This is a genomic window from Klebsiella sp. R390 (genome assembly GCF_051131745.1).
Classification (GTDB): domain Bacteria; phylum Pseudomonadota; class Gammaproteobacteria; order Enterobacterales; family Enterobacteriaceae; genus Klebsiella.
In genome coordinates this window covers 807,619-832,793 of record NZ_CP180445.1, presented here as the reverse complement: position 1 = coordinate 832,793, position 25,175 = coordinate 807,619, and the positions used below count along the sequence as shown (strand labels likewise).

At 54.4% G+C, this 25,175-nt stretch carries 26 protein-coding genes; 13 read left to right on the top strand and 13 right to left on the bottom strand.

The window, feature by feature from the left end; genetic code table 11:
* Window positions 1–222: 222 nt before the first annotated feature.
* Together ACMYSP_RS03885 and ACMYSP_RS03880 are read right to left on the bottom strand one after the other, a co-directional pair.
* Window positions 223–1,077 carry a hypothetical protein gene (locus ACMYSP_RS03885; protein ID WP_434585667.1) on the bottom strand — a complete coding sequence of 285 codons (855 nt, stop codon included), beginning with the start codon at window positions 1,075–1,077 and terminating at the stop codon, window positions 223–225.
* A 330-nt stretch (window positions 1,078–1,407) separates the two neighbouring features.
* The gene (locus tag ACMYSP_RS03880; RefSeq protein WP_434585666.1) at window positions 1,408–2,304 is read right to left on the bottom strand and encodes a LysR family transcriptional regulator; all 897 of its coding nucleotides are present in this window, start codon (window positions 2,302–2,304) and stop codon (window positions 1,408–1,410) included.
* 97 nt (window positions 2,305–2,401) lie between these two features.
* Between ACMYSP_RS03880 and ACMYSP_RS03875 the strand changes: the two genes are divergently transcribed.
* Entirely contained in the window at window positions 2,402–3,460 is a 1,059-nt protein-coding gene (locus tag ACMYSP_RS03875) for an SDR family oxidoreductase (protein ID WP_434585665.1), read from the top strand.
* Window positions 3,461–3,486: 26 nt separating this feature from the next.
* Here the strand turns inward: ACMYSP_RS03875 and ACMYSP_RS03870 are convergent, their stop codons facing one another.
* The 3 genes from ACMYSP_RS03870 to ACMYSP_RS03860 form a co-directional block, all read right to left on the bottom strand.
* Window positions 3,487–4,050: an RNA polymerase sigma factor gene (locus ACMYSP_RS03870; RefSeq protein ID WP_434585664.1), complete on the bottom strand. Its 564-nt coding sequence runs from the start codon at window positions 4,048–4,050 to the stop codon at window positions 3,487–3,489.
* A 5-nt stretch (window positions 4,051–4,055) separates the two neighbouring features.
* Window positions 4,056–4,541, bottom strand: coding sequence for a hypothetical protein (locus tag ACMYSP_RS03865; RefSeq protein ID WP_434585663.1), 486 nt, complete (start codon window positions 4,539–4,541; stop codon window positions 4,056–4,058).
* Between the two features lie 89 nt (window positions 4,542–4,630).
* Window positions 4,631–5,527: an AraC family transcriptional regulator gene (locus tag ACMYSP_RS03860; protein WP_434585662.1), complete on the bottom strand. Its 897-nt coding sequence runs from the start codon at window positions 5,525–5,527 to the stop codon at window positions 4,631–4,633.
* 118 nt (window positions 5,528–5,645) lie between these two features.
* Between ACMYSP_RS03860 and ACMYSP_RS03855 the strand changes: the two genes are divergently transcribed.
* Window positions 5,646–6,542, top strand: coding sequence for an SDR family oxidoreductase (locus ACMYSP_RS03855; protein ID WP_434585661.1), 897 nt, complete (start codon window positions 5,646–5,648; stop codon window positions 6,540–6,542).
* A gap of 224 nt (window positions 6,543–6,766) precedes the next feature.
* Complete coding sequence (locus tag ACMYSP_RS03850) at window positions 6,767–7,390, top strand: TetR/AcrR family transcriptional regulator (protein ID WP_434585660.1); 624 nt, start codon at window positions 6,767–6,769, stop codon at window positions 7,388–7,390.
* Between the two features lie 48 nt (window positions 7,391–7,438).
* On the opposite strand, the gene ACMYSP_RS03845 is transcribed toward ACMYSP_RS03850, so the two are convergent.
* The 7 genes from ACMYSP_RS03845 to ACMYSP_RS03815 all read right to left on the bottom strand — a co-directional run bounded on the left by ACMYSP_RS03845 (window position 7,439) and on the right by ACMYSP_RS03815 (window position 14,246).
* On the bottom strand, window positions 7,439–8,044 hold the full coding sequence (locus tag ACMYSP_RS03845) for a PqiC family protein (protein WP_434585659.1): 606 nt from the start codon (window positions 8,042–8,044) through the stop codon (window positions 7,439–7,441).
* Window positions 8,041–9,675, bottom strand: coding sequence for an intermembrane transport protein PqiB (locus ACMYSP_RS03840; RefSeq protein WP_434585658.1), 1,635 nt, complete (start codon window positions 9,673–9,675; stop codon window positions 8,041–8,043). The genes ACMYSP_RS03845 and ACMYSP_RS03840 overlap by 4 nt, the downstream gene beginning before the upstream one ends.
* Entirely contained in the window at window positions 9,672–10,295 is a 624-nt protein-coding gene (locus ACMYSP_RS03835) for a paraquat-inducible protein A (RefSeq protein ID WP_434585657.1), read from the bottom strand. The genes ACMYSP_RS03840 and ACMYSP_RS03835 overlap by 4 nt, the downstream gene beginning before the upstream one ends.
* Window positions 10,285–10,911: a paraquat-inducible protein A gene (locus tag ACMYSP_RS03830; protein WP_434585656.1), complete on the bottom strand. Its 627-nt coding sequence runs from the start codon at window positions 10,909–10,911 to the stop codon at window positions 10,285–10,287. Before ACMYSP_RS03830 ends, ACMYSP_RS03835 begins: the two co-directional genes overlap by 11 nt.
* An 87-nt stretch (window positions 10,912–10,998) precedes the next feature.
* Window positions 10,999–11,661, bottom strand: coding sequence for a DUF3313 domain-containing protein (locus ACMYSP_RS03825; RefSeq protein WP_434585655.1), 663 nt, complete (start codon window positions 11,659–11,661; stop codon window positions 10,999–11,001).
* 327 nt (window positions 11,662–11,988) lie between these two features.
* Window positions 11,989–13,206 (bottom strand): M24 family metallopeptidase, encoded by a 1,218-nt coding sequence (locus ACMYSP_RS03820; RefSeq protein WP_434585654.1) that lies wholly within the window; start codon window positions 13,204–13,206, stop codon window positions 11,989–11,991.
* An 86-nt stretch (window positions 13,207–13,292) separates the two neighbouring features.
* Window positions 13,293–14,246: a LysR substrate-binding domain-containing protein gene (locus ACMYSP_RS03815; RefSeq protein ID WP_434585653.1), complete on the bottom strand. Its 954-nt coding sequence runs from the start codon at window positions 14,244–14,246 to the stop codon at window positions 13,293–13,295.
* A gap of 156 nt (window positions 14,247–14,402) precedes the next feature.
* Here ACMYSP_RS03815 and ACMYSP_RS03810 point away from each other — a divergent pair, with 156 nt between their 5' ends.
* The 10 genes from ACMYSP_RS03810 (at window position 14,403) to ACMYSP_RS03765 (ending at window position 21,887) form a co-directional block, all read left to right on the top strand.
* Window positions 14,403–15,251: a transporter substrate-binding domain-containing protein gene (locus ACMYSP_RS03810; RefSeq protein ID WP_434585652.1), complete on the top strand. Its 849-nt coding sequence runs from the start codon at window positions 14,403–14,405 to the stop codon at window positions 15,249–15,251.
* Window positions 15,252–15,274: 23 nt separating this feature from the next.
* On the top strand, window positions 15,275–15,946 hold the full coding sequence (locus tag ACMYSP_RS03805; RefSeq protein WP_434585651.1) for an amino acid ABC transporter permease: 672 nt from the start codon (window positions 15,275–15,277) through the stop codon (window positions 15,944–15,946).
* Window positions 15,943–16,605 carry an amino acid ABC transporter permease gene (locus tag ACMYSP_RS03800; RefSeq protein WP_434585650.1) on the top strand — a complete coding sequence of 221 codons (663 nt, stop codon included), beginning with the start codon at window positions 15,943–15,945 and terminating at the stop codon, window positions 16,603–16,605. The genes ACMYSP_RS03805 and ACMYSP_RS03800 overlap by 4 nt, the downstream gene beginning before the upstream one ends.
* Before the next feature lie 4 nt (window positions 16,606–16,609).
* Window positions 16,610–17,428 (top strand): amino acid ABC transporter ATP-binding protein, encoded by an 819-nt coding sequence (locus ACMYSP_RS03795; RefSeq protein WP_434585649.1) that lies wholly within the window; start codon window positions 16,610–16,612, stop codon window positions 17,426–17,428.
* A complete protein-coding gene (locus ACMYSP_RS03790; protein ID WP_434585648.1) occupies window positions 17,425–18,369 on the top strand; it encodes a DMT family transporter in 945 nt (314 codons plus the stop codon). The genes ACMYSP_RS03795 and ACMYSP_RS03790 overlap by 4 nt, the downstream gene beginning before the upstream one ends.
* 141 nt (window positions 18,370–18,510) lie before the next feature.
* The gene (locus tag ACMYSP_RS03785) at window positions 18,511–19,365 is read left to right on the top strand and encodes an HNH endonuclease (RefSeq protein ID WP_434585647.1); all 855 of its coding nucleotides are present in this window, start codon (window positions 18,511–18,513) and stop codon (window positions 19,363–19,365) included.
* A 71-nt stretch (window positions 19,366–19,436) separates the two neighbouring features.
* Complete coding sequence (locus tag ACMYSP_RS03780; RefSeq protein ID WP_434585646.1) at window positions 19,437–19,784, top strand: DUF6404 family protein; 348 nt, start codon at window positions 19,437–19,439, stop codon at window positions 19,782–19,784.
* Between the two features lie 185 nt (window positions 19,785–19,969).
* Window positions 19,970–20,449 carry an RrF2 family transcriptional regulator gene (locus ACMYSP_RS03775; RefSeq protein WP_434585645.1) on the top strand — a complete coding sequence of 160 codons (480 nt, stop codon included), beginning with the start codon at window positions 19,970–19,972 and terminating at the stop codon, window positions 20,447–20,449.
* 315 nt (window positions 20,450–20,764) lie between these two features.
* Window positions 20,765–21,328, top strand: coding sequence for an RNA polymerase sigma factor (locus ACMYSP_RS03770; RefSeq protein ID WP_434585644.1), 564 nt, complete (start codon window positions 20,765–20,767; stop codon window positions 21,326–21,328).
* Between the two features lies 1 nt (window position 21,329).
* Window positions 21,330–21,887, top strand: a complete 558-nt coding sequence (locus ACMYSP_RS03765) for a carboxymuconolactone decarboxylase family protein (RefSeq protein ID WP_434585643.1) — start codon at window positions 21,330–21,332, stop codon at window positions 21,885–21,887.
* Between the two features lie 129 nt (window positions 21,888–22,016).
* Here ACMYSP_RS03765 and oqxB read toward each other — a convergent pair whose 3' ends face one another.
* On the bottom strand, window positions 22,017–25,169 hold the full coding sequence (gene oqxB, locus ACMYSP_RS03760) for a multidrug efflux RND transporter permease subunit OqxB (protein ID WP_434585642.1): 3,153 nt from the start codon (window positions 25,167–25,169) through the stop codon (window positions 22,017–22,019).
* Window positions 25,170–25,175 lie beyond the last annotated feature (6 nt).

Here is a 25,175-nt window from a genome sequence, read left to right as displayed (position 1 = left end):
GGGGACGGAAACGCCTGAGCGTTTTGATGCAGGGATTGTCCGGTGCGGCCGACATGTCGCACTGGACATTCCTGAGGTGGGTCTGGTGTTTACCACCATCCGGCTGGGGGCGAGTTGCGGATGAATCCGGCGCCTGGAACAAAGGCCGCTTCAGATGGCAGAAGGTGATGTTATGCTCTCATTGCCCTTCTTTGGTTTATCGTTTCACCCTCGACTAAATATCTATTTGACATTAGCAATAACAATAATATTTCCAGAAAAAGGCCCAGCTGTCGGATTTGAGGCTGACAATGTCGACGCAATAGTGACATTCTTGAAGTCATTAACATGAATAACCGGAGACAAACTACCATCAATGGTGATTGTCGAGATTATACCATTCCCTAGTTCTACCGGCTGATTCAGAAGTCTGAATTCCACTGCCGCTGGCTTTGTGCATTTGAGGGCAACGGTCGTCGTTTTAATGTTCCCGTTGACTTCCACATCGACTAACGTTCCGTGGTCTATGGTGCTTGAGCCTATTATATCGAGGTCGCATTTTGCCGGGTCAGGAATTTGTGGAATATTACTGCAAGATAACGGGTCTGGCATAACATCGGTTTCGGTATACGTAGTCTGTGTTGCTACCCGGGATACCACGGTGCACGATTTTATCAATGCATAATAAGAGGCTGGTGTATAATGCGCCCATATTCCTGTGCCGTTTACACCCGCAGTTTTGCCATATTCTTGTGCCAGCGTAACCCACGTATCCTCTGGTTTTATCCGGATCATGGTTCGACCACCGCCATACAGTGTATCCCAGTAGTCCCGATAAGAGGTTTCTTCAGCATCAGCGTATTCGCGGCCCTGTATCGCAGGCCCATAATATCTATACCCGTCGTCGTAGGGGTGTAAACTCGTTGGGTAAGCGGCACCAGATTCTATTGTGGCCCAGGTCACAGACAGGTTCGACAGAATAGAGTATTTGTCGACCATAAAGGCATCAGCCACAATAACCCTAGGTTCGCAATGGAGCGGCTTTGTAAATGTAAACATCGCTACCAGGAAAACAGGAACTATGATTTTATTATTCATAATTGATATTAAATTAATTAAATGGTTATCATGTGGGTGTTTCTTAGAATTTTACCCCAATGAATATATTGAAAATAATTTCCGCCTGCGTTTTATGTTTATTTTTGGCTTTAATTGCGATGCGCCAGAGGTTAATAATCTATCCGCAATTTTTTTATTTTAAAAGCAGTTCCTAATCAAAATATACATTTCAAAAACAAAGCCCAATTGCAAAACTTATATTTACAGCTGGTAGCATTAACTATTGAAAATACACTCGGGAGTGGTATTAAATTTTGTCGATTTAAAGGCGTATTTTGTGACTCCCCCACCTGAGTGGATCACTAAAGTTTAGCGTTCTTCTGACATGCTGATTATGCCCGCCAGCACACCTTCAATCACGCTGATAATGCTCCTGACCCTCTGGGGGATGAAACGGGCGTCGGGATAGACTGCGTAGAGGAAGCGATCGGGTAGCCGGTAGGCGGGGAGAACCGGAACCAGCCTGCCGGCCTGCAACGCTCTGGCGGCGAGGGGCCGCTGCATGCCGCCGATGCCGATGCCTGACTCAATCGCCTGTAACAACGCGTCGCTGGTGTTGGCCCGAAACACGGTATTCACGCTCACCTCGAGGGTTTCATCGCCCGACACTAACCGCAGCGGCGCTTCCTGCGCGATGCCGCTGAAGCGCACGTGTGGATGCGCCGCCAGTTCGCTGACCGAATGTACCGGTTTACCACCAGGGGCGGCATAAAGCGGGGTTTCAATGCGCGCCAGTGCCCGTGCCGCATGCGTTTGCGGAGGTTCATGGCTGAGCCGTAGCGCAACATCGACGCCTTCCGTGACCAGATCGGCAATGCGGTCGTCCAGCGAAAGCGTCAGGTGTAAATCCGGGTGCATCTGCTGCAACGTCAGCAGGTGCGGCAACCAGATCTGGCCCAGGCCGCTGGGGAGCTGCAGGTGAACCGTGCCTTGCCATTGCGGGTCGGCAGGGTTCAGGCGTCTTTCTGCTTCCCGCATGGCGTCCAGCAGCAGGGTCATATCACGGCGATAGCTTTCCCCTTGCGCCGTCAGCGCCATCGCCCGCGTGGTCCGGTGCAGCAGGACTACGCCCAGCTCCTCCTCAAGCGCGGCGATTTGCTGACTGACGGCAGACTGCTTGATACCGCTCTGGCGGGCAGCGGCAGAAAACGAGCCCGCTTCGGCAACGCGTAAGAAGGTGGCAATGGCGTTGAGCTTATTATTCATTTAATGATTCTGCTTATAAGTGCCATCAGTTTTACGGGATATCTGTAGAAAAAATAATAGATCACACTGTGTCTGTCACCCTTTCTGGAGAGTCACCATGAATAAGATGCTGCCACAAAACGTTGCGTTGGTTGCCGGTGCCAGCGGTATTGTCGGACGACAGTTAGTCAACACGCTGCTACGCCATCAGTGGCAGGTTATCGGCCTGAGCCGCCAGGGGACCTCCCATCCCGATAATATTCCGTTGGTTAACGTCGATTTGCTGGATGCACAGCACAGCGCGCAGATGCTGCAACCGCTGAATAATGTCAGCCATATTTTTTACAGCGCCTGGGTGAACGCCGCCAACTGGACCGAGATGGTTGAACCGAACGTCACCATGCTGCGCAATCTGGTCAGTAATATAGAACAAACCTCGCCGCTGCAGACGGTAAGCTTAATGCAGGGCTACAAAGTCTATGGCGCCCATCTTGGGCCGTTCAAAACGCCGGCGCGTGAAAGCGATCCCGGCGTCCCCGGCGCGGAATTTAACGCCGCTCAACTCAACTGGCTCAGCGAGTTTCAGCGGGGAAAACCGTGGCACTGGAATGCCATCAGGCCGGGTGTTGTGGGGAGCGCGGTGCCGGGTAATACCATGAATCTCGCGCTGAGCATCGCCCTGTACGCCTCGCTGTGTAAAGCGCAGGGGCTACCGCTGCGTTTTCCCGGCCCGGAAGACAGCTGGCACAGTATTGTTGATTATACGGAGGGCGGGTTGCTGGCCGAGGCGACGCTGTGGGCGGCTACCGCGCAGCGCGCGGAGAATCAGGCCTTCAACGTCAATAACGGCGATCTGTGGCGCTGGAGCGAGCTATGGCCGCGCATTGCCCGTTGGTTTGAGCTGGAGAGTGCGCCGCCGGTCAGGCTGTCCTTTCAGCAGTTGTTTCACGACTACCGGGCAGAATGGCGCGATCTTGCCGGGGAAAGGGGGCTGGTGGAAGCGGAGATCCTGCGGCTGAGCGACGGGACGTTTGCTGATTTTGTCTTTGGCTGGCATTACGACATGTTTGGCGACGGCAGCAAACTGCGCCGGGCGGGCTTCACCCGGATGCAGGCCACCGATGAGATGTTCTTTGCGCTGTTTGCGCAGCTGAGGGCCGCACGGGTTATTCCTTGAGAGCGCGTGCCGGCGTGGATCGGGGGTTACTCCCCGATAAGCTCATCATAAAGCGTACGCAGGCGCGTGCGCAGATAGAGCACGGCTTTGTGTTTACGCGATAGCAGCGCCTGAACGCTAACGCCGGTTTCCTCCGCCAGCGCTTTAAAGCTGTAGCCCTCCAGTTCGGTTTTCTCGAATACCTCGCGTTGGGCTGCAGGCAGTTCCGACAGCGCCTTATTCAGTTCTGCCCAAATCATCTCGCTCAGCCAGGCCTCTTCCGGCGACTGCGGGACCCCAAACAGGGTCTCCGCCAGTTCGTCTTCGGGAAACGACGCCTCGTCTTCGCCATCGGCAAACCAGGCCGACAGCGGGAGTTCACGCTTTTTCCGCGAGCGGTCGGTCATCTCATTGCGTGCGGCGCGGAATAGCCAGGCGGCGACGTTCTCCACCGGTTGTTCCACTTTCATCAACTGATACGTGACTTCCTGCAGAATATCGTCCGCATCATCGCGTACCGCCGTCCGGCCGCGTATAAACGCCGATAGCTTAGCTCTGCAGGCGGCAAGGGCCGAGAGCAGCGGAGTGTCTTTCGCTTTTTCAGCGCGCATACCGCTTACTCGGTTCCTGCGGGTTTCTGCGCGTTTGTCTCTTCCGGCTGCGGCTGGGCGGTGGGTTTAGCGTCCTGAGACTCAGGCTGGCCGTCCGGTGCGCACTGTCCGTCGCGATGACGCGCGAAGCCGTGCCAGCGGTGCTCATGATGACAACCAGCGGCGCGACGATGCTGCATAAACTGCTCGCGCTGTTCCGGGGTCATCTGCATCCAGCGTTCATGCATCCGCCGACGGGCGCCAAACATTCCCGGGCGCATGCCCAGCCCGCCAAATAAGATCCGGCACAGCACCAGCAGACCCAGCGCCTGCCAGAAACCAATACTTTTGACGCCAATCAGCGCGGGAAGCACCGCGTTCCACAGCGACATCACCAGTAGCCCCAGAGCCACCACCAGCACCACGCCAATCACTATCGGCTTCGCAATATGGCGACCGCCAAACCCGCGACCGTGTCCCCAACCCTGTCTACGCATATCAAAATCTCTCATGGCTTTCACTCCTCAGTGAATCACTAAAAATAGCTTCTGCTGAGGTAGACGAATGAGGCGCGGAAATATTGTCGGGAAAATAATTTTTTTTAACGATGCTGCCTGGGAGAGCAGCCCATCACGCGTTTAAAGGCTTTACCGAAAGCGCTTTCAGACTCGTAGCCCAGCGCGTTGGCAATCTGCGTGACCGAATCTTTGGTATTTTTCAGGCGATCGCAGGCCAGCAACATTCGCCAGTGGGTAAGGTATTCCATCGGTGCGCTGCCGACTTTGTCTTTGAAGTGCCTGGCAAAGGTTGAGCGCGACATACCGACTTTTTCGGCAAGCATTTGCAGCGTCCAGGGATGGCTCGGGTCGTTGTGCATGCAGCTGATGGCGGTGCTCAATGGCTTGTCAGCCAGCACAAAAAGCCAGCCCACTTTGCGACTGTTTTCAGCGTACAGATGCAAACGCAGCGCCTGTATCAACATGGTGTAAGCCATCTGCTGGACGATCAGCGCGCTACCGGGCTGCGGGTTAAGCACCTCTTTCGCCATCTGCTCAAGCGACCAGCGCATCGCTGCCTTATCGGCCTCTTTCTGAATATGCACAATCGGCGGCAGCGCCCCTAACAGCATACTGGCATGATGGCCGCAGAGAACAAAATGGCCGCCAACGACAAAGCAGCCGTCCTGCCCACCGCCATCGGCCGGGTTGCCCAGCCGCTTTTCAGCAAGAATAGTGGCAAAGTCTACAGGCGCAACCGACAGGCTGGTGGCAAGGGTAAACGAAGGACCGGGAGGCAAAAGGTAGCAATCACCGGCGGTGAGCAGCACGTTGTCAGCGACGCCCTCGACGGACAACCAGCACTGACCGGACACCACGGTATAACACTTGATGCCCTCATGGTAAGGCCAGGCAATGGCCATGTTTTGGGTCAGCGCTAGCCCGCCTGAAGCGTAGCTCTGCGGCTTGAGCAACGATAAGAGTTCTGAGAGCGGGTCCATACAACCTCGGGACGATCGGACGATTAATAGCGACTTTCAAGCATAGATCGTATTAACGCCGGCCCCTATAGTCGTTGTCAATGGGCGCGAAGCCTTCTCTGACCTGAGGTGTTTACCTATGCGTATTTTTCTTACCGGCGCGACCGGATTTATTGGCGCAAACGTTGCCCGCGCGCTTATGGCGGCAGGGCATCAGGTGCTCGGTTTAACACGAAGCGCTGAAGGGGCTAGACAGCTGACGGCCAGCGGCGCCGAGGCGCATTTTGGCAACATAGACGATCTGGCTAGCCTGCAGCGTGGAGCCAGTCTGGCAGATGGCGTGATTCATACTGCCTTTAATCATGATTTTTCTACCTTTGTCGCTAACTGCGAAAATGACCAGCGGGCGATCGAAGCCATGGGCGCAGCGCTGGCAGGCACGCAGAAACCGTTGGTTATTACCTCCGGCGTGGCGATGGGGTCGACCGGCCACCATGCCGTGGCGACAGAAGCGTGCTTTAATCCAGAAAATCCTAACCCGCGCCGGGCGTCAGAGTTAGCCGGGATTGCCGTTGCACAACGTGGTGTCAGCGTCTCGGTGGTGCGTCTGCCGCAGGTTCATGACACAAAGAAACAAGGCTTAATCACGCCACTGATCGAACTGGCCCGCCAGAAAGGGGTTTCCGGGTATGTCGAAGACGGGCAAAACCGCTGGTCGGCGGTATCCGTCAGCGATGTGGCGCAGGTCTATGTACGTGCGCTGGAGAACAATATTCCTGACGCGCGTTATCACGCGGTGGCAGAAGAAGGGATCCCGATGCGCACCATTGCGGAAGTGATTGGTTATATTCTGAATGTACCCGTTAAGCGTATTGCCGCTCAGGACGCCAGTGCGCATTTTGGCTGGATGAGCATGCTGATTGAACATGATATGTCTGCCTCCAGCACCCTGACCAGAGAACGCCTGGGATGGCAGCCTGTAGGCCCCGGGTTGATTGAAGACCTTTTAAAGATCCGTTCGGTAAGCGAGAACTAGGCACTAAAACCGCAACCCCGTGCTTTCATTGTTGGCAATGGGTTGCCAGCAGATTGTCCGCCTGGCGTAGGCCCGATTCATATCCTGATACATCATTGCCTGTCCACAGGTCACACTACGGGCTCCTCTGCGGGGCATTTTACGTCCCGGCATGGCATAATAAACCCATACTGTACGGTGTAGTTATGTTTACGCATCGCTTTAAAACCAGCTAAGGGTTCAACATGAAGGTACTGACGCAAGCGCGCCGCCAGGGGATCGTGGCCGCCGCCGCGGAGGTGTTTACGGAGATTGGCTACGAACGCGCTTCCATGGATGAAGTGGCCAGACGTGCCGGTGGCTCCAAGGCCACGCTCTATAAATACTTCTCCTCAAAAGAGGCGTTGTTTGAAACGGTCGTGCGCAACTGCAGCGCCCGTTTTCTTACCGAAGCGGCAAACGGGCTGACTCAGCCGGAAAACCAGCACTTATCTCTGGAACAGAAGCTCATTCGCTTTGGTGAGGATATGCTGCGGGTGGTGACGTGTGATAACCAGGCCCTGCAAATCTATCGCGTCGTGCTGGGTGAAGCCGCACATTCCGATATCGGGCAACTGTTTCTGGAATCTGGCATCCGCCAAAGCATGGAGGCGCTGGCTCAGGAAATGAAAGCGGCAATGGAACGAGGTGAACTGGCGCCAGCGGACCCGATGCTGCGGGCTATCCAGTTTACTTCACTGATTAAAGCGGAAAGCGAGATCCTGTTTTTCATGCGCCAGATGCCTGATTTCACGCAGGAAAAAGTCAGTGATATGGTCATGAATGGCGTGCGGCTGTTTCTTGATGGCGCCGTTAAAACGCCGGAGTAACCGGCATATGTCAACCGGGTTCACGGCCCCGAACCCGGTTGACGCTCGCTAACTGCGGCGACAGGCGGCGCTGCCGGTCGCCATCCATTGGACTGCGGTCTCTGCGGTCTGAGTTGCCAGGCGCTCAACCACGCCTTGCCATGCGGCAAACATTTGTGCTGGATCGCCGGAGACGCTTTGCGAAAGATGGCTGCGGCATACCAGCCGACGATTTTCACCCCCTTGCGATGTCGACAGGCTCCAGTCAGCATCCAGACTGACAGCATTGCCGGGCCAGCTGTCAAAACGACGAATCTGCAACAGCACCCGCACCACCGGCTTGCTGTTATCGCGTGCGATCCCTGCCACATCCTCGGTGTTGAGCTGCTGCGTCATGGCGAGGGACAGCGCCGTCTGTAGCTCATCGCCCAACGGACTTAACCAGCGATCGTTGTCCAGCACCACCACGCGACTGTCGCTCTGGCGGACCACCACCTGTTGGCTATCCAACTGGGCCGGAACGCCGACGGGCAGCACCGCAATCGCAAACTCTGATGGAGCGGCCACGCGGGATACAGGGGCAGGGCTGACCAGGGTGTGGTAACGCACCTGGGGAGATGAACAGCCGGCCAGCGCGCAGGTGATGCTGATGACCAGATACAAAACCGTTCTCATGGCTGCTCTCCTTCTTTACGCGAACGGGGATCGTCCAGCGGCGCGTCGGCGGCGCGGCCTTGCAATAATGATTCCGGGTGGCGGTCCAGCTGATTTGTCAGGCTGCGCACCGCCCGTAGCGTACGGGTAGTTTCCTGCAAGGACTGCAACAGGTTAATCATCAGGGGTGAATCTTCCGCCAGCAGGTTCTGCACGCCTTGCGTTGTTTGCTGTGTTTGTTGCATCAGGCGGTTGGCGGCGGGCAGAGACTGGCTGTTCACCATGCGCAACGTTTTATTCAGTTCTACTAGCGTGTTGTTCATGTTATTTCCGATTTGATCCAGCGGCATTTTGTTGATCTTCCTGGCGATATCCGTGAGCTGATCCTGCAGGATAGTCAGTCCGCCATTGACGGTAGGCAGTTCAACCGGGCGTTTTGTCGCGTCAAATTTCACTTTCGGTGCATCCGGTATGAAATCGAGTGAGATATAAAGTTGCCCCGTCAGCAGACTGCTGGAGGTGGCCTGCGCCCGCAGCCCATGCGCGATCATCTCGCGGGTGAAAATGACAGTGTTGAGGTCAGTGTCGCCCGTTGGTTCGGGGAGCTTCTCGAGCACATGGCCCATCCGCGAGGGATAGACCTCAATATCCACGATGGTCGGAAAACGGTATCCCTCGGGGTTATAGTCGAGTTCAACGGAGGTAACGCGTCCGATCCGCACGCTGGAAAACTCCACCGGCGCCCCCACGTTCAGGCCATGTAAGGTGTGCTCAAAACGCAGCTGAAAACGCACTGGCGGCCCGTCCGCAGGTGCCATTGCGGTTTGCTCATCCGCAGCCAGTTTGTAACGGGTTTGCTTGTGGAGCACGCCCTGGGTCGGGTTATCCGGACTGGAGAAGGCGATGCCCCCGGCCATGATGGCGGCAACGGTCTGGGTTTTAAGCTGAAAACCGTCGCTGCCAACCGACAGATCCACGCCGCTGGCATTCCAGAAGCGCGAATCCGCGGTGACCAGGCGGTCATAGGGAGCATCAATAAAGACGTTGAGATCGATCCCTTTACCGTCTTTACGCAGCTGGTAGGAGGTTATCCGCCCGACCGGAATGCGGCGATAGTAAACCGGCGCGTTAATATCCAGCGAGCCAAGGTCGTCCGCTTCCAGCATAAACTGGCTGCCCGCCATGTCGTTGACGATAGCCGGAGGCGTTTCCATGCCGGTGAACCGGTATCTGCTCTCCGCGGATTTCCCTCTGTCCGCGCCGATATAAGCCCCGGACAGCAGGGTATCAATGCCGCTCACGCCGCTGATTCCGACCCGTGGCCTCACCACCCAGAATCGGGTGTCGGCGCGCGCCAGATTCTGCGCGTTTCGCGCGAGAGTGACCCGCACCAGCACCTGGCTGTTATCGGGGCTGAGGGTTATCTCCTTAACTATCCCAACGGTGACATCTTTATATTTCACCGCGGTTTTACCGGCTTCGAGACCGGCAGCACTACGAAAGGCAATGACAACGTCAGGCCCAATGGTTAAGCGCGCCTGGATAACCATCGATATCGCGACAACAAACGCGACAACGGGGAGCAGCCAGATCAGGGCATTGCGCCAGCGCCCGTAATAAAAAAGAGGAGTACCCGAAACAGGACGCTTCATTGCTTGTCTTCCCATAGCGTTTTTGGTTCAAAACTCAGCGCACACAGCATGGTCAGAACGACCACCAGGGCGAAAAACAGGATCCCGACACGAGGTTCGGCTTCACTCAGCGGGCGAAACCGCAGCAGGCAACACACCACGGCAACGACAACCACATCCAGCATTGACCAACAGCCAATCCACTCGGTCAGCCGGTAAAGCCAGGTCCGTTCGCGTCTGGCCCAGCCACTCTGGCGGGACGCGGAGATCAGCAAGACACCCAATGACAAAAATTTCAGACACGGCACCATCACGCTGGCAACAAAGATGATGGCCGCGATGCCCCATGAACCGCTGTGCCAGAAGGCGATAATTCCGGAAAGGATGGTGCTTTCGCTGCCATGGCCGAGCAGCGTGGTGTACATCACCGGCAAAATATTGGCGGGCAGGTACAGGATCACCGAGGTTAACAGCAGCGCCCAGCTAAGATGTCGGCGTGCTGGCCGGTGGTTGGGCAATGTCGTCTGACAACGAGGACATTTTTTGTCCTCGTCGGAGGCCATGTCGTCAGCACACACCAGCCCACAGAGCGTGCAGCGACACAGTTGCATCTGGCGGGCAAAAGGGGCCTTAATGGTCATGGTTTTGCTCCTCGAACGACAGCAGATCCCACAGTGGATGCAGATCGTGGCTGTTGATGAAGACCACCAGCACACAGGAGAGGGCCAGCGCCCATCCGCCCGGCCCTACTGAGACATCCAGCAGTGCTGACAGCTTGATCCCGGCAATCAGAAATCCCAGCATGCCAACTTCCACCATGCTCCAGGGATGCAGCCATTTGAGCACCCGCATGGTGCCGACAAACGCCGGTGCCGGGCGGGAGAAATGCGCAAAGCTCAGCAGCCATGCCATTAGCATTACCTGTAAGAAGGGCGCGACCAGCAGAAGAAAAAGGGTGCCGACTGCCATCACGAGATGGCTGTCACCGGCAGTCAGCGCCCAGGCCACATTCCACAGCGTGGCGTCGTTCACCATCCCGTGAAATCCGACGGAGATCACCGGGAAAAGGGCGGCGATCGCCAAAGCCACGGCCGCCGTTATCATCAGGGGCAGCAGATGGCCAGGCACACGCCGGCGACCACGCCATAACACGGCGTGACAACGCTGGCAGAGCGCAATTTCGCCCGATACGCAGGGCAATGTCTGGTAGACGCTATCGCAATGCGGGCAGATAGTCAGATGCAGGAATGTCTTCATAGCAGCGGGTCGCCAGGAGAGAATTCATAGGGAAAATGGCAGCCGGTTTCACTTGAGCGCTTCCGGCTGCATGCGCGGTCTGGGAGGCTACTGGAGCAATTCCGCCAACTCTTCCGCCCCTTTTTCAATACCCACTTCAGCAGCGCTCAGCGAGCCGATGCTGGCAGAGATGTTCATGGCATTCGGATACTGCCGGGCGACGTACGCTTTCAACAGATCGTGGCTGTTCGCGTCATAAATTTCGACGGCATAATCCACCGAACCGCTCATTAGCCCCTGGCCTCCGCGTATCGATTGCACGATGTTATAAGGCCCGCCCGCCAGATCGAATTTAGTAAAGGTGCCCACCACCTGCGGCGTGGTATCGGCGCCCGTCAAAGTCAACTTCAGCCTCAGGGTGTTTGCCGCAGGGGCGGTGACCGCTTTAAAACGAGGGCTTAATGCTTTGCTGAACTGCTCCTGCATGTGGGTGGCGAGCAACTGGCGATCGGCCTGCGCCATATCATCAAACTGTCCATCGTGGCCCTGATAAATTTTTACCGGGTCAATAATAATGCTGTCGTACTTGCGCCAGTCGACGAGAGGCGAATAACGATAGGGCATGCGATCGGCATTATCATCGGTGTTTACGGTTAACTTCGACGCCGAATCGATGCCGCTGTAACGCACGGGCTCCTTACCAGCGCACCCCACCAACAGCAGGGGGACAGCGACAGCCGCCAGCCCACCGATTTGCCTTAACGTCTTCATGTGCAGATCCTTTCGTTGTGGTTAAGGGCCGCGTGAACCGACAAGCCCGCAATAGACACCATCATGTTCACTCTTATGTGAACTGTACGGTTTAGTTTTGATCGCATGCATAAGCGTGTCAACTTAATTGTTTGCTGAAACTATTCCGTCTGGAATGAAGGTAGAGAGTGAGTAATGGCCTGTAGTGAAGGGCGGGGCGAACTATCGTACAGGCGCTAGTCGCCTCTCGTGGCTGCACATTGCGAATATTGATTGGTAAGGATTATTAAGAAGCAGCCGCCCCTGAATTTTTTTATTAAGGGGCAGCGCAGGCGTCATCCGGCATGTTTATTGATTGACGGTGATAATGTTGTGCTCTGGTCCATAGGGGAACTGGGTGATGTTATCTGCTGCTGTTTCGGTGACAACCAGGATATCGTGTTCACGATAACCGCCGTGTCCCGGCATGCTCTCTGGCAACATGATCATCGGTTCCATCGAGACAACCATCCCCGGTGCCAAAATGGTTTCAATATCCTCGCGTAATTCTAAACCAGCTTCGCGACCATAATAGTGGCTCAGTACGCCGAAGGAGTGGCCATAGCCAAAAGTCCGATACTGCAGCAGGTCATGCTCGCGATAAATCTCATTGAGCGAGGCGGCAATATCGCAACAACGGGCGCCTGGGCGGATAAGTTTCTGACCACGGCGGTGTACTTCGCAGTTGATCTCCCAGTGACGCAGTTGCTCGTCACTGGGCTGACCGAGGAACAGTGTTCGCTCCAGCGCGGTATAGTAGCCGGCAATCATCGGAAAACAGTTCAGCGATAAAATATCTCCTTGCTTCAGGCGACGGGTCGTCACCGGATGGTGGGCGCCGTCGGTATTCAGGCCAGACTGAAACCACGTCCAGGTATCGCGCAATTCAATATGTGGCAAGCGTTTCGCTATTTCCCGGGTCATCGCCGAAGTGGCCGCCAGGGCAACTTCATACTCCGGAACGTCCTCGGCAATAGCTGCGACGCATGCTGCGCCGCCGAGGTCGGCGACCTGAGCACCAATTTTAATCAGTGCAATCTCTTCCGCGGACTTAATCATGCGCATCCGCATCGTCGCCGGGGCAATATCCATAAACTCTGCCTGGGATAAGTAATGGCAAAATTTAGCGCGCTGTTCGATCGTCACATGATCGCCTTCAAGGGCAATCCTCCGGCTATCTTCAGGAACCACTTTACGCACTGCGCGGTAATAATTATCACGCTGCCAGTCCGTATAAATGATATTTGCGCCGTAGCTACGGCGCCATCCCTGACCTCCGTCAATATTGGTGGTAATTAAAAATGACTGACTCGGAGTTACTACCAGGGCATACTGGCGGCCAAAACTACAATATAAAAAATCGCCGTAATAATTAATATTTTGAATCGAGGTTAAAATAACTGCATCAATGCTGTCTGCTTCCATGGTGGCACGTAATCCCGATAGTCGGCGCTGCATTTCATGGGTGCTGAAGGTTCCTTTAACTTTTTGTCCATTAGCTAATTCAATAATATCTGGCATGCTCATAATAAACTCCGTCGTTGATAATGGCGTGTTGCCATCATCTGGAAAAAGATATCTTGCGACAAACGGAGATTATTAATTTACCGTCATTAGCCGGCCTTATGCAGCGTATATTCACCGAGGATTTGCGTTCGCTCTGCAATATGTTGTGCGGTTTCTTCCGTCAGCCAGTTAATCAACGCCCGAACGCGTGGCCGTTTCTCATTATTGCGCGGGCAGGTTAACCACACCTGCCCGTCTTCGACGATATCGGCAAAAGGGCGAATCAGTGCACCATTGCTCACTTCCGTCGCACACAAAGAGTGACGACTTAAGGCTATTCCTTGCCCGGCACAGGCGGCCTGGAGTACAAGATCGGCACGCGAGAAGCCGGTTCCCGCCTCGACATTCAGGTCATACAGCCCGAGGCGGGCAAAATAAGAACGCCAATGGGTGCTATAGGCATTTTGCGGCATGGAATCATGCAGTAAGCGCAAACCGCGGAGTTCGCTGTAACTGTGCAGATGCCGGGTTTTCAACAAATCCGGGCTGATCACGGGATAGATCACATCGTTGAACAGATGCCGCTGGATTAGATTTTTATCGTCAACCCAAAAAGGGGTAATGGCGATATCGACCACGTCAGATTTAAAATTGGCGGGTGTCATATCGGCATCAATTTCCAGGCTGATAGGGTACTGCTCATAAAACTGATGCAATCGGGGAAGCAGCCATTTGGTGGCAAAGGACGGCATAACCCGAATCTTTATGGTGCCCTCAAGGGTTTCTTCACCGGTTTGGTGCAGTGTCGTTTCGAGGATGGTAAAGGCCTGACGCACCCCGATAAACAGCTGTTCACCCTGCGGAGTTAAGCGTAGCCCTGCGGGCGTGCGGTGAAAGACCAGGTAGCCAAGCTGTTGCTCAAGCGATTGAATTTTTTGGCTTACTGCACTCTGCGTAAGAAAAAGATCCTGCGCGGCACGGGTAAAACTGAGATTACGCGCTGCGGCATCAAAATAGCGCAAACCGTCGAGGGACGGCAAACCTGGTTTACGTTGCATCATCGGTTTCCCTGTTGCTAAATAACCTGCAATAAGCACTATTCATGCCAAAAACACCATTAGCCGTGCTAATAGTTATCAGTTAGAAACCACCGTTTGTCGCCGCTCAGCGAATGAATAAATATTATCAGCGTCATTCAAACTTGCGGAGAAACCCTGATGAAAAATAAACTGTGGCTGTTACTGTCAATGTCTGTTGTACAACTTTCGCCATTATTGATATCTACGGCTCAGGCTGATTTGCTGGATGATATTAAACAAAAAAAAGAAATAGTGATTGCCACTGAAGCGCGTTATGCCCCTTTTGAAATGCTTGAAGATGGCAAAATAGTCGGTCTGGGAAAAGATATTCTCACGGAAGTGATGAAAGGCTTACCCGGGGTGAAAGTGGTTCAGCTGGATATTCCATTTCAGGGGATTTTACCCGGTCTGGAAAGTAAACGATTCGACTTTGTAGCGACTTCTTTAACCATTACCCGCGATCGTGAAGCCAAATTCGCCTTTACCGCTCCCTTTTCTGACGCCAGCGTGGCTATTTTGAAACGCAAAGGGGATAGTCGCATTAATAGCGCTAAAGATCTTCAGGGCATGATTGTCGCCAGTCAGGCCGGGGCGCCGCAAATTGCGGTGCTAAAAGAATATGAAGCATCGGTACTTAAACCCACCACCGGTCACGGCGTTAAAGAAATAAAAGCCTTTATTGATTATAACGAAGCCTACGCGGCATTAGCGGCGCACCGTGTTGATGCGGTTGTACAATCGTTGCCGAACCTCGCGCCGTTGGTGAAGACCCGTGGTGATACGTTTGAAATTGTACGCCCACCGTTTGGCCCGGCCACCTGGTATGCATGGGCCGGAAGAAAGGATGCGGATAGCGCCTCACTGGTCAAATTTATCAGCGACGGCATTGTGCAGTTGAATAAATCGGGAAAACTGGCGCAGCTACAAACGAAGTGGCTGGGTTTTTCTATGGCCGTTCCTGAGCAAGTGCCGACCCCGGCAAATTAATTTGATGGATACTGGAGGGCAATATGTTTGATATTTCAGTGGTGTTTCCCTATTTCCCTCAGCTATTAATCGGCGTGCTCAGTACTCTGGCGGTATCGCTGAGCGCGATTGTCATAGGATTGATTCTCGGTTGGTTAATTTGTCTGGGGTTAAACTCTCCGCGACGTCTCGTGCGCTGTTTTTGCAAAACCTATGTCAGTTTTTATCGTGGCACACCGCTACTGGTTCAGTTGATATTAATATTTTATGCTTTGCCCGCCGTAGGGATCACCCTTTCACCATGGCTGGCAGCGGTTGTGGCTCTCTCATTAAATACCGCTGCCTTTCAAGGAGAGATTCTTCGGGCCGGCTTTAAAATGTTGCCCAAAGGCCAACTGGAGGCGGCACGAGATTTTGGTTTTTCAGCGGCGCAAACGCTGTTTTATATTCAGATGCCGCAGGTGTTGCGCACCATGATGCCGGCTTTGATTAATGAAACCATCGATATTATCAAAAATTCGGCATTGGTCTCGGTGGTGGCGGTCCATGAGTTGATGAGAGTGACTCAGACGCTGGCCTCAACCACCTATCGGCCGCTGGAGTTTTATACGGCATGCGGGCTCCTTTATTTTCTGACTTCGTGGGGGCTGAGTATTGTTGGCGCCAGGCTAGAGAAAAACCGCTCATCTTCGGCTCAAAAGGTATTAGCACAATGAATGTTGAAATACTATTTACCTATAAAGATGCCATTGCCGCCGGTATTTTAATGACCCTAAAAATGAGTCTCGGCGGTATCCTGCTGGGGTTGGCGATCGGGCTGTGTTTTTTTCTTCTCGAAAGACAAAAGCCGGCGTTATTCAATGTGATATATCATGCATGGATTAATATTTTTCGCGGCACGCCGTTACTGGTTCAACTCTTTTTAGTCTTTTATGGTGGCCCCTATATTGGTATTAATCTCGAGGCGCAACAGGTCGGCGTACTGTGCCTGGGGTGTTATGCTTCTGCTTATTTTGCGGAAATATTTCGTGCGGGTCGTAATGCTGTCTCTGGCGGGCAGGTGGAAGCGGCAGCAGACCTGGGTTTAAGTCCGTGGCAGATATTTTATTTTATTGTCTGGCCGCAAATGCTCGCGAGAATTATTCAGCCATTGATTGGTCAGAGCGTTATTCTGGTAAAAGAGTCGTCGGTGCTATCCATTATTACGGTCGGTGAACTTACCAATACCGCCATGACCATTGCCAACCAGACCTATGCGATGGTTGAAATCTACGCCTTAATGGCCATTGTCTATTGGGGGATCGCGGTCGGTATCTCCCGTTTGGGTAATAAAATAGAGCGCCATTATTCTTATTCTCAATTAAATCGAGGTTAATACTATGCGTGATTACGCCATTGAGATTAACAATCTCAATAAACATTATGGCGAAAACCATGTTTTACGTGGTATTGATGTCAGCATTACTCCCGGAGAAGTCATTTGCGTGATTGGCGGCTCAGGGTCGGGTAAATCTACGCTGTTACGCTGTATTAACTTTTTGGAGGATTATAGCTCCGGCGGCATTGTGGTGAATGGCGAGTGCGTCGGCTATGAACCACTCGGCGGTGAGAAACGCCGGCGTTTAAGCGACAAGGAAAACCGTCAAGCGTTACGCAACGTCTGTATGGTCTTTCAGCAGTTTAATCTGTGGCCGCATATGACGGTACTCGATAACGTAGCCACGCCGTTGCGGCGAGTTAAAAAGGTCTCCCGTGAAGCTGCCTATACCGAAGCGAAAACGCAGTTGGCGCGGGTTGGTCTGGCAGACAAAGCCGATAGCTGGCCCGCTATGCTATCCGGTGGTCAGCAGCAGCGTGTTGCCATCGCCCGGGCATTGACCATGAAACCCGCCATTATGCTGTTCGATGAACCGACTTCAGCGCTTGACCCGGAGCTGGTCGGGGAGGTGCTAAAGGTCATCCGCAATCTTGCCGATGATGGTATGACCATGATGATTGTGACCCATGAGATGGGGTTTGCCGCTAAAGTTTCCGATCGGGTGCTGTTTCTTGCCGATGGCTGCATTGAAGAGCAGGGACCACCAGCGCAACTGTTCCATCAACCGAAAAGCCCGCGATTGCAGTATTTTTTGTCGTCGTGGAGTGAACGCCAGTCGGGGGCAAAATTGCCTGAAACAGCGCTGCAGGAGTCAGCATGAAGCAGGGGATTGCTTGTGGCGTGCTGGCAGGTGCATGTTGGGGGTTCATCTTCCTGCCACCGATGCTGTTACCCGAAGCATCGCCGTTGCTGCTAACCTGCGGGCGCTTTGTAACCTATGGCGTGCTGGCGGCAATTTTAATTATTCCGCAATGGCGCAGCATTGCTCGCGTCTGGCGGCATCGCGATCTGATGACGCTGATCCGTCTTTCACTGCTGAGCAATGTGTTTTATTTTCTGCTGGTCGCGGCGGCTGTGCAGCAGATTGGCATCGCCGCGACCTCGTTAGTGATTGGCTTAATACCGGTGATGGTTCCGTTGCTTGGCCGTAGAGACCAGCATGCGCCGCCATTCAGGCAATTAGTGCTGCCGATGGCGGCGATCGTCGCCGGAGTGGTGCTGATTAATCTGCATGCGCAGCAGTCGTCCGCGCACCCAATGACGGGGGGGAAACAGCCGATGTTGGGGATGCTTTGCGCCTTCGCTGCATTGCTGTGCTGGAGCCGTTACGCAGTGGAGAACTCCCGTAGTCTGAAAACGCTCCCTTACAACAGCAACCAGTGGTCGCTGCTGATTGGCTTGTGTACCGGAAGCCTCTCGCTATTGCTGTGGCTCATCGCCAGTATCTGTGGGTTTTCCAGTGTTGATTTATCGTTACCGAAGGAGGCACAAACGCTCTTCTGGGCGATGAACGTGGTGCTGGCCGTGGTCTCTTCATGGCTGGGGTATCTGGCGTGGAATCTCTGTTCCCGGCGTCTTCCGGTATCGTTGACGGGGCAGATGGTGGTCTTTGAAACCCTTTTCGCGCTGTTATACGGTTTCATCCATCTTCGGCGTTTTCCGGACCTGCTGGAAAGTACCGCCATCCTGCTGTTACTGGGCGGGGTTCTGGCCGCGGTACATTGCCATCAGCACCACCGCCGCGTTCAGGCGACGGTATAGACCACCGTCGTCGGTGAATATGATAATGAATGATATTGAGTGACATTATTTGTAGGGTAAGATAATTATCGGATGAACATAGGTTCAGATAATCATATATTTATTATTTGCTAAATTTACCCGCTGGTATAAAACACAGACATGGCTTACAAAACCCAAAAACAGGCTTTAGATAGCTTCCGTCGTCGTTACAGTGAAGATGAGTATACGTGCACTATAAGCAAAATTATTATCGGCTATGTTTATGTTGCTACACCGATAGCTAAGGCGAAAGCGAAGTCTAACCCTCATTCTGAGACACCTGTCTCCAGGAGGGAGGCTACTGTTATTCGTGAATCATTCGCCGCTCCAGCTATTAAAGCGAAAGAACCTCTGGCAAAGGTTAACTCGTTCGCTACTGCGGCGTTGAGTAAAGCACAAACTCAGGTGGTTAAAAAAACAGCAAAAATAGACGATGAACCGACTTCAGATGAGGCGATTAAAGCCGTTATTGCCAGTCGGGCCAGGCGTAAAAAACCTGTACCGTATGTCCGAGAGGAGTTCACGTCAGTCTCTACGTTAAATATCAATCAACATGATACCGATCGACCCCGTTGTATCTATTGTGGTGATTATCGTTCGGGTATCGTTCGTGACCATGTGGTGTCTGTTGCCTGGCGAGGTGGTGTGCGGCACTACGACCGCAGCCACATCGTCCCCTCATGTCCACAATGTAATAGTCTGTTAGGGGATAAGCCCTTACATAATATTGCGGATCGTGCAGCCTTTCTTATAAAAGCGATAGCGCATCACGAGCGGAAGTATCTGTCTACGGTAGACAGAACCTCAGAAGAATTAGCTGAAATGGACCACTTCCTGGCTATTTCAGTGAAAAGTGCACTGTATGAAAAGGGCGTTGCTTTACTGCGCATCGAATATGCAAAACAAGTCGCAGCAGGATATTATGACTACGCGACAATTAAACACCTGGTGAAGCAGGGAAAAGAACTCTCTTAAGCGTTAATATCTCACGTCAATGGTGATTCCGCGATGCTCATTCCGCGCCAGAGACAGGAAAGGATGCAATCATGGCATTTGAAGATCAGAAACAAAAAGCAATGGCGTTGATGCAAGAGAAAAAAATGTGGCGCAGCAACTATGCGCCGCCACTGTTACGTCTGCTGTGGAAAGCCGGATGGAAAATGCCGCCGCCGCCGTTTGCGCCGTTCTGGCTGAATATGCTGTTCTTTGCTGGCTGGTTTGGCCCGTTATGGGGACTCTTGATGTGGTTTAGCGACTGGCGAGATCATGGCCATAGCGTCACCTATGCACTGTACCTCAGCGCCTGTTCCGGGATGCTATTTGGCTTTTTTATGGCGCTATTCCATGCCTGGCGTAAACGCGCGAACAACCTGCCGGACTGGAAGCAGCTTTAGCGCGTCACGCCCGTTAAGGAATACCCCGGGTGGTCACAAATATGGCACGGAAAGCTTGTTTTACGCCGCATCCCCGCAGTAGATAGCTTCAAAATAATGACCATGTTTGTTATATTGTTGCTTATTGATTATCCACCTCTGCGGTGCCAAAAAGAACAAGATTCACCGCGACCCAGGAAGACAACATGTTAGATTACCGCTTCCCGACAGCTTTGCAGATGGTTCTTAGCGTAGCGATGGCGGAGGAAATGGGTGAACGTTCGACGAGTTCGATTCTGGCCTATGGCCTGGAAGCCAACCCGAGCTTAATCCGCAAACTCATGGTGCCGCTCACCCGTGATGGAATTATCGTCTCCACGCTGGGGCGCAACGGTTCCATCCATCTTGGCCGTCCGGCAGAAAGCATCACCCTGCGTGATATCTATATCTCGGTTATCGAAGATAAAAAACTGTGGGCATCCCGGCCAGATGTGCCAGCGCGTTGCGTGGTGAGCGCCAACGCCTGCTGGTATTTCAAATCCATTGCCGATGAAGCCGAGCAAGCCTCGCTGGATGTGCTGGCCCGCCATACCGTGGCCAGCGCGCTGGAAAAAGTCAAAAAGGGCGATACCAGCGGATGCGTCGCGGTGCCGGAACTGGAAACCCGCGATAAAAAAGCCCGCTAGCATGGCTTTAGCGTAAAAAAACGCTTTCACCTGAAGTGCCCCACGCCCGTAGATAAATCTGCCCACGAGGCGTCTATGGGCACACCGCGTTTTCATCTGAATGTAAGAAAACGCCTGACGACCCGTTCATCGAGCAGGGCTGTCACTACGGCAGTAATCATCTGGCTCCGGGCATGGACCCTCCTGGCAACGGCTGGGGCCAGGCAGTAGCACCATCATCCTTCAGTTCACTCAATTCTTTGCCCGCCATGAATCCTTTTGCGATTTTTTACACTCTTAATCAGAAATGGACAGACATCCGGGAGGTCAACCATCGTGATTCAGACAAAAACTGCATTAATAGAAGCCGCCTGCTCGGGCAATGAGCTGGCACTTTCGCAACTATTAATCCTTTGCCAGCCAGACTTAGCACGGTTTGCCCGGCGAACCTGCTCAACCAGCGAGGATGCAGAGGATGCCGTACAAATTGCGCTGTGGCAGCTGCATAACAAGATCGGGACGCTCAAAACCGTGGCGGCATTTGCCAGTTGGCTGTTTCGTATTGTCGAACGTGAATGCTATCGATTATTCAGAATGGGGCGTACTGAGCCGCTTTCTGCATTGCCTGACGATATTGTTGCCTCTGCGACAAATGAGGGACTGAGAATGGATTTAATTCGGTCAATTGCTGCTCTGCCGCCCGCTTACCGCTGCGTCTTTGTGATGCGTGATGTTGAGGAATGGACGACCCCGGAGGTCGCAGAACAACTTGGACTTAGCCCGGAAGCTGTCAAAAGCCGTCTGCACCGTGCCCGCCTGATGATTCGGGACACGCTCAGCGCTGGCGGGTACCGTCCCACTGAAAGTCCCGTACAACCCCCCTCGTCATCAGGAGGCTGACATGTCTTGCTCTCTATCTATAACCCCGCATCTCCTGCGCGGCGTGGGGGCCGTTGGACTATTGACTGGCGGTTTTTTTATGGCCACCACTCAGCCTCTCTTCCTGCTCGCCGCGTTAGCCGGTTCCGTGATGCTGCTGCGGGGATGCCCGCTTTGCTGGGGCGTTGAGTTGGTCAAAAAGATAAAATATTTGTCTCTTCTGCGAAAAAAAAAAGGTATCGCCACCATGAGTTACTACCAGTCACCCGACGATTTTCAACATACCGCGTTGCTGCTTGAACTGGCTCCCCAGGAAGGCCGCGCATTTATGCATTTCGACCATGCGGTCAGACGTGAAGATGGGCATCTTCCCCCAAAGACGCGTGAATTCATTGCGCTGGCCGTGGCTCTGACTACTCAATGCGCCTATTGTCTGGATGTCCACAGTAAAAGAGCCCGGCTCGCCGGAGCGACCCGTGAGGAACTGGCAGAGCTAATATCGATTGCCGCTGCAGTCCGTGCGGGGGCGACTATGGGGCATGGACTGATGGCTTTACGGCTGTTCGGGACCGAGCAGTAAATGGGCTGGTTCCCCCTGTGGGCGGTACCCTGGCAGGGGGATAATGAGTCCGCGTTGCTTTTCAGCTTTATAAGGTACGAAGTTCATTCGTAGTATGGGCATCCTTGCCCATACTAACGCCGGAAAGATTTAATCGGCGACAACCTCCGTGGCCGTTTTGCCGCGCGCAACGAGCTTACGCAGCGCGACGTAAAACACCGGGGTCAGGAACAGACCAAACAGCGTCACGCCAAGCATCCCGGAGAACACCGTGATCCCGGTAACGCCGCGCACTTCCGCACCTGCACCGTGGCCGAGGATCAGCGGGATGGTCCCGGCAATAAAGGCGATAGAGGTCATCACAATCGGGCGCAAACGCAGGCGACAAGCTTCCAGCGCCGACTCCATAATGCCTTTCCCCTGGAGTTCCAGCTCACGCGCAAACTCAACGATCAGAATCGCGTTTTTACAGGCCAGCCCCATCAACACCACCAGCCCGACCTGTACGAAGACGTTGTTATCGCCCCCGGTTAGCCACACGCCAAACAGGGCAGAGAGCAGGGTCATCGGCACGATGAGGATCACCGCCAGCGGCAGGGTCCAGCTCTCATACAGCGCCGCCAGCACCAGGAAGGCCAGCAGTACCGCTACCGGGAAGACAATCAGCGCGGTGTTCCCCTGGGTCGCCTGCTGGAAGCTCAGGTCGGTCCATTCAATATTCATCCCGTTTGGCAGCAGTTGTTTCGACATCTCGGCCACCTGCGTCATCGCCTGGGCCGAGGAGAGCACGCGGGGATCGGCATCACCAATCAGATCCGCCGCCGGATAGCCGTTATAGCGGATCACCGGGTCCGGTCCGTAGGTGGTGCTGATATTGACCATACTGCCAATCGGCACCATTTCGCCCTGGCTATTACGCGTGCGCAGGTTTGCAATATCCTCTACGCTGTCGCGGTACGGCCCGTCGGCCTGAGCCATCACGCGCCAGGTACGGCCAAACTGGTTAAAGTCGTTCACATAGGACGATCCCAGATAGGTTTGCAGCGTGCCGAACAGATCGGTCAGCGACACCCCCTGGGCTTTGGCTTTATCACGATCGACCTGCACCTCGAGCTGCGGCACGTTGGCCTGATAGGTCGAAATCGGGAAGTGCATCCCCGGCGTCTGCATGATCGCCCCGGACAGGGTGTTCACCGCCGTTTGCAGCGTGCCGTAGCCTAAACCGCCGCGGTCCTGAATGTAGAGCGAGTAACCGGAACCCTGACCCAGCCCCAGAATCGGCGGCGGCAGGATCGAGAAGCCAAAGCCCTGCTGGATCTGCGCGATTTTGGCATTGATCTCGGCGTTAATCTCCGCCGCCGTATGTTTACGCTGATCGAATGGCTTCAGGCCAAAAAATACCGTGCCGGTGTTCGGAGTATTGGTGAACTGCAGCGCGTTCAGCCCGGGAAAGGCCACCGCGTAATCCACGCCTTCGGTATTCATCCCGATTTCGCTCATCTGGCGGATCACCGCATCGGTGCGCGACAGCGACGATCCTTCCGGCATTTTGACACCGCCAATCAGGTAGAGCTTATCCTGGGTGGGAATAAAACCACCGGGAACGGCTTTAAACATTACGCCAGCGGCGCACAGCAGTAGCACATACACGACAAACACCGCGCCACGCCGTCCCAGGGTTTTACCCACCAGCGCCTGGTAACCGTGCGAACTGCGCTGGAAGAAACGGTTGAACGGGCGGAACAGCCAGCCGAGCAGACGGTCGATCAGCCGGGTAGGGAGGTCCTTCGGCGCACCGTGCGGTTTCAGCAGCAGGGCGGCCAGCGCCGGGGAGAGCGTCAGCGAGTTGATGGCAGAGATCACCGTCGAAATGGCGATGGTCACCGCAAACTGCTTGTAGAACTGCCCGGTAACGCCGGAGAGAAACGCCATCGGCACGAACACCGCGCACAGCACCAGGGCGATAGCGATAATCGGCCCGGAGACCTCACGCATCGCCTGGTGCGCCGCCTGCAGCGGGGCCAGCCCCTCTTCAATATTACGCTCGACGTTTTCCACCACCACAATCGCATCGTCCACCACGATCCCAATGGCGAGGACCAGCCCAAACAGGCTCAGCGTGTTCAGCGAGAAGCCGAGCAGGTAGAGAATGCTGAACGTCCCCACCACTGAGACCGGGACGGCAATTAGCGGGATAATCGATGCCCGCCAGGTTTGCAGGAACAGGATCACCACCAGTACCACCAGCACCACCGCTTCCAGCAGGGTTTGCACCACTGCACGAATCGAATCGCGCACGAACACGGTGGGGTCATAAGGGGCGGCCCACTTCATGTCTTCCGGGAAACGCGTGGACAGTTCGTCCATTTTGGCGCGTACCGCATTAGACAAGTCGATGGCGTTGGCCCCCGGCGACTGGAAGATACCGATCCCAACGGCGTCTTTATTATTCAGCTGGGAGCGCAGGGCGTAGCTGCCCGATCCCATTTCGATGCGCGCGACATCGCGCAGACGCACCAGCGAACCATCCTGGGCCGTTTTAAGAATAATGTTGCCGAACTCCTCCTCGGTATGCAGGCGCCCCTGGGCATTAATCGAGATCAGGAAATCGCTCTCTTTTGGCAGCGGTTCCGCACCCAACTGTCCGGCGGATACCTGGACGTTTTGCTCCTGCATCGCGGTGACCACGTCCGAGGCGGTCAGCCCACGGGCCGCCACTTTATTAGGATCTAACCACACGCGCATGGCGTATTCACCGGAGCCAAAAATCTGGATCTGCCCGACGCCAGGCAGACGCGCCAGCTCATCTTTCACCTTCAGCGTGGCGTAGTTGCGCATATAGAGCGAGTCATATTTGCCGTTTGGCGAGAACAGATGGACCACCAGGGTCAGCGTCGGCGACTGTTTCTGGGTGGTGATCCCCAGACGACGAACGTCTTCCGGCAGGCGTGCTTCGGCCTGCGACACCCGGTTCTGCACCTGAACCTGTGCCTGGTCAGGGTCGGTACCTGGGCGGAAGGTCACGGTGGTGACCAGCACGCCATCGGATCCGGCGACGGATTTCATGTACATCATGTTTTCGACGCCGTTGATCGCCTCTTCCAGCGGCGTCGCCACGGTCTCAGCGATCACTTTCGGGTTGGCGCCGGGGTACTCCGCGCGCACCTGTACGCTGGGCGGCACGACGTCAGGGTATTCACTGACCGGCAGCAGTGGAATGGCAATGAGCCCGGTAATAAAAATCAAAATCGACAGCACCGCGGCGAAAATCGGCCTGTCGATAAAAAAGCGGGAAAAGTCCATGCGTCG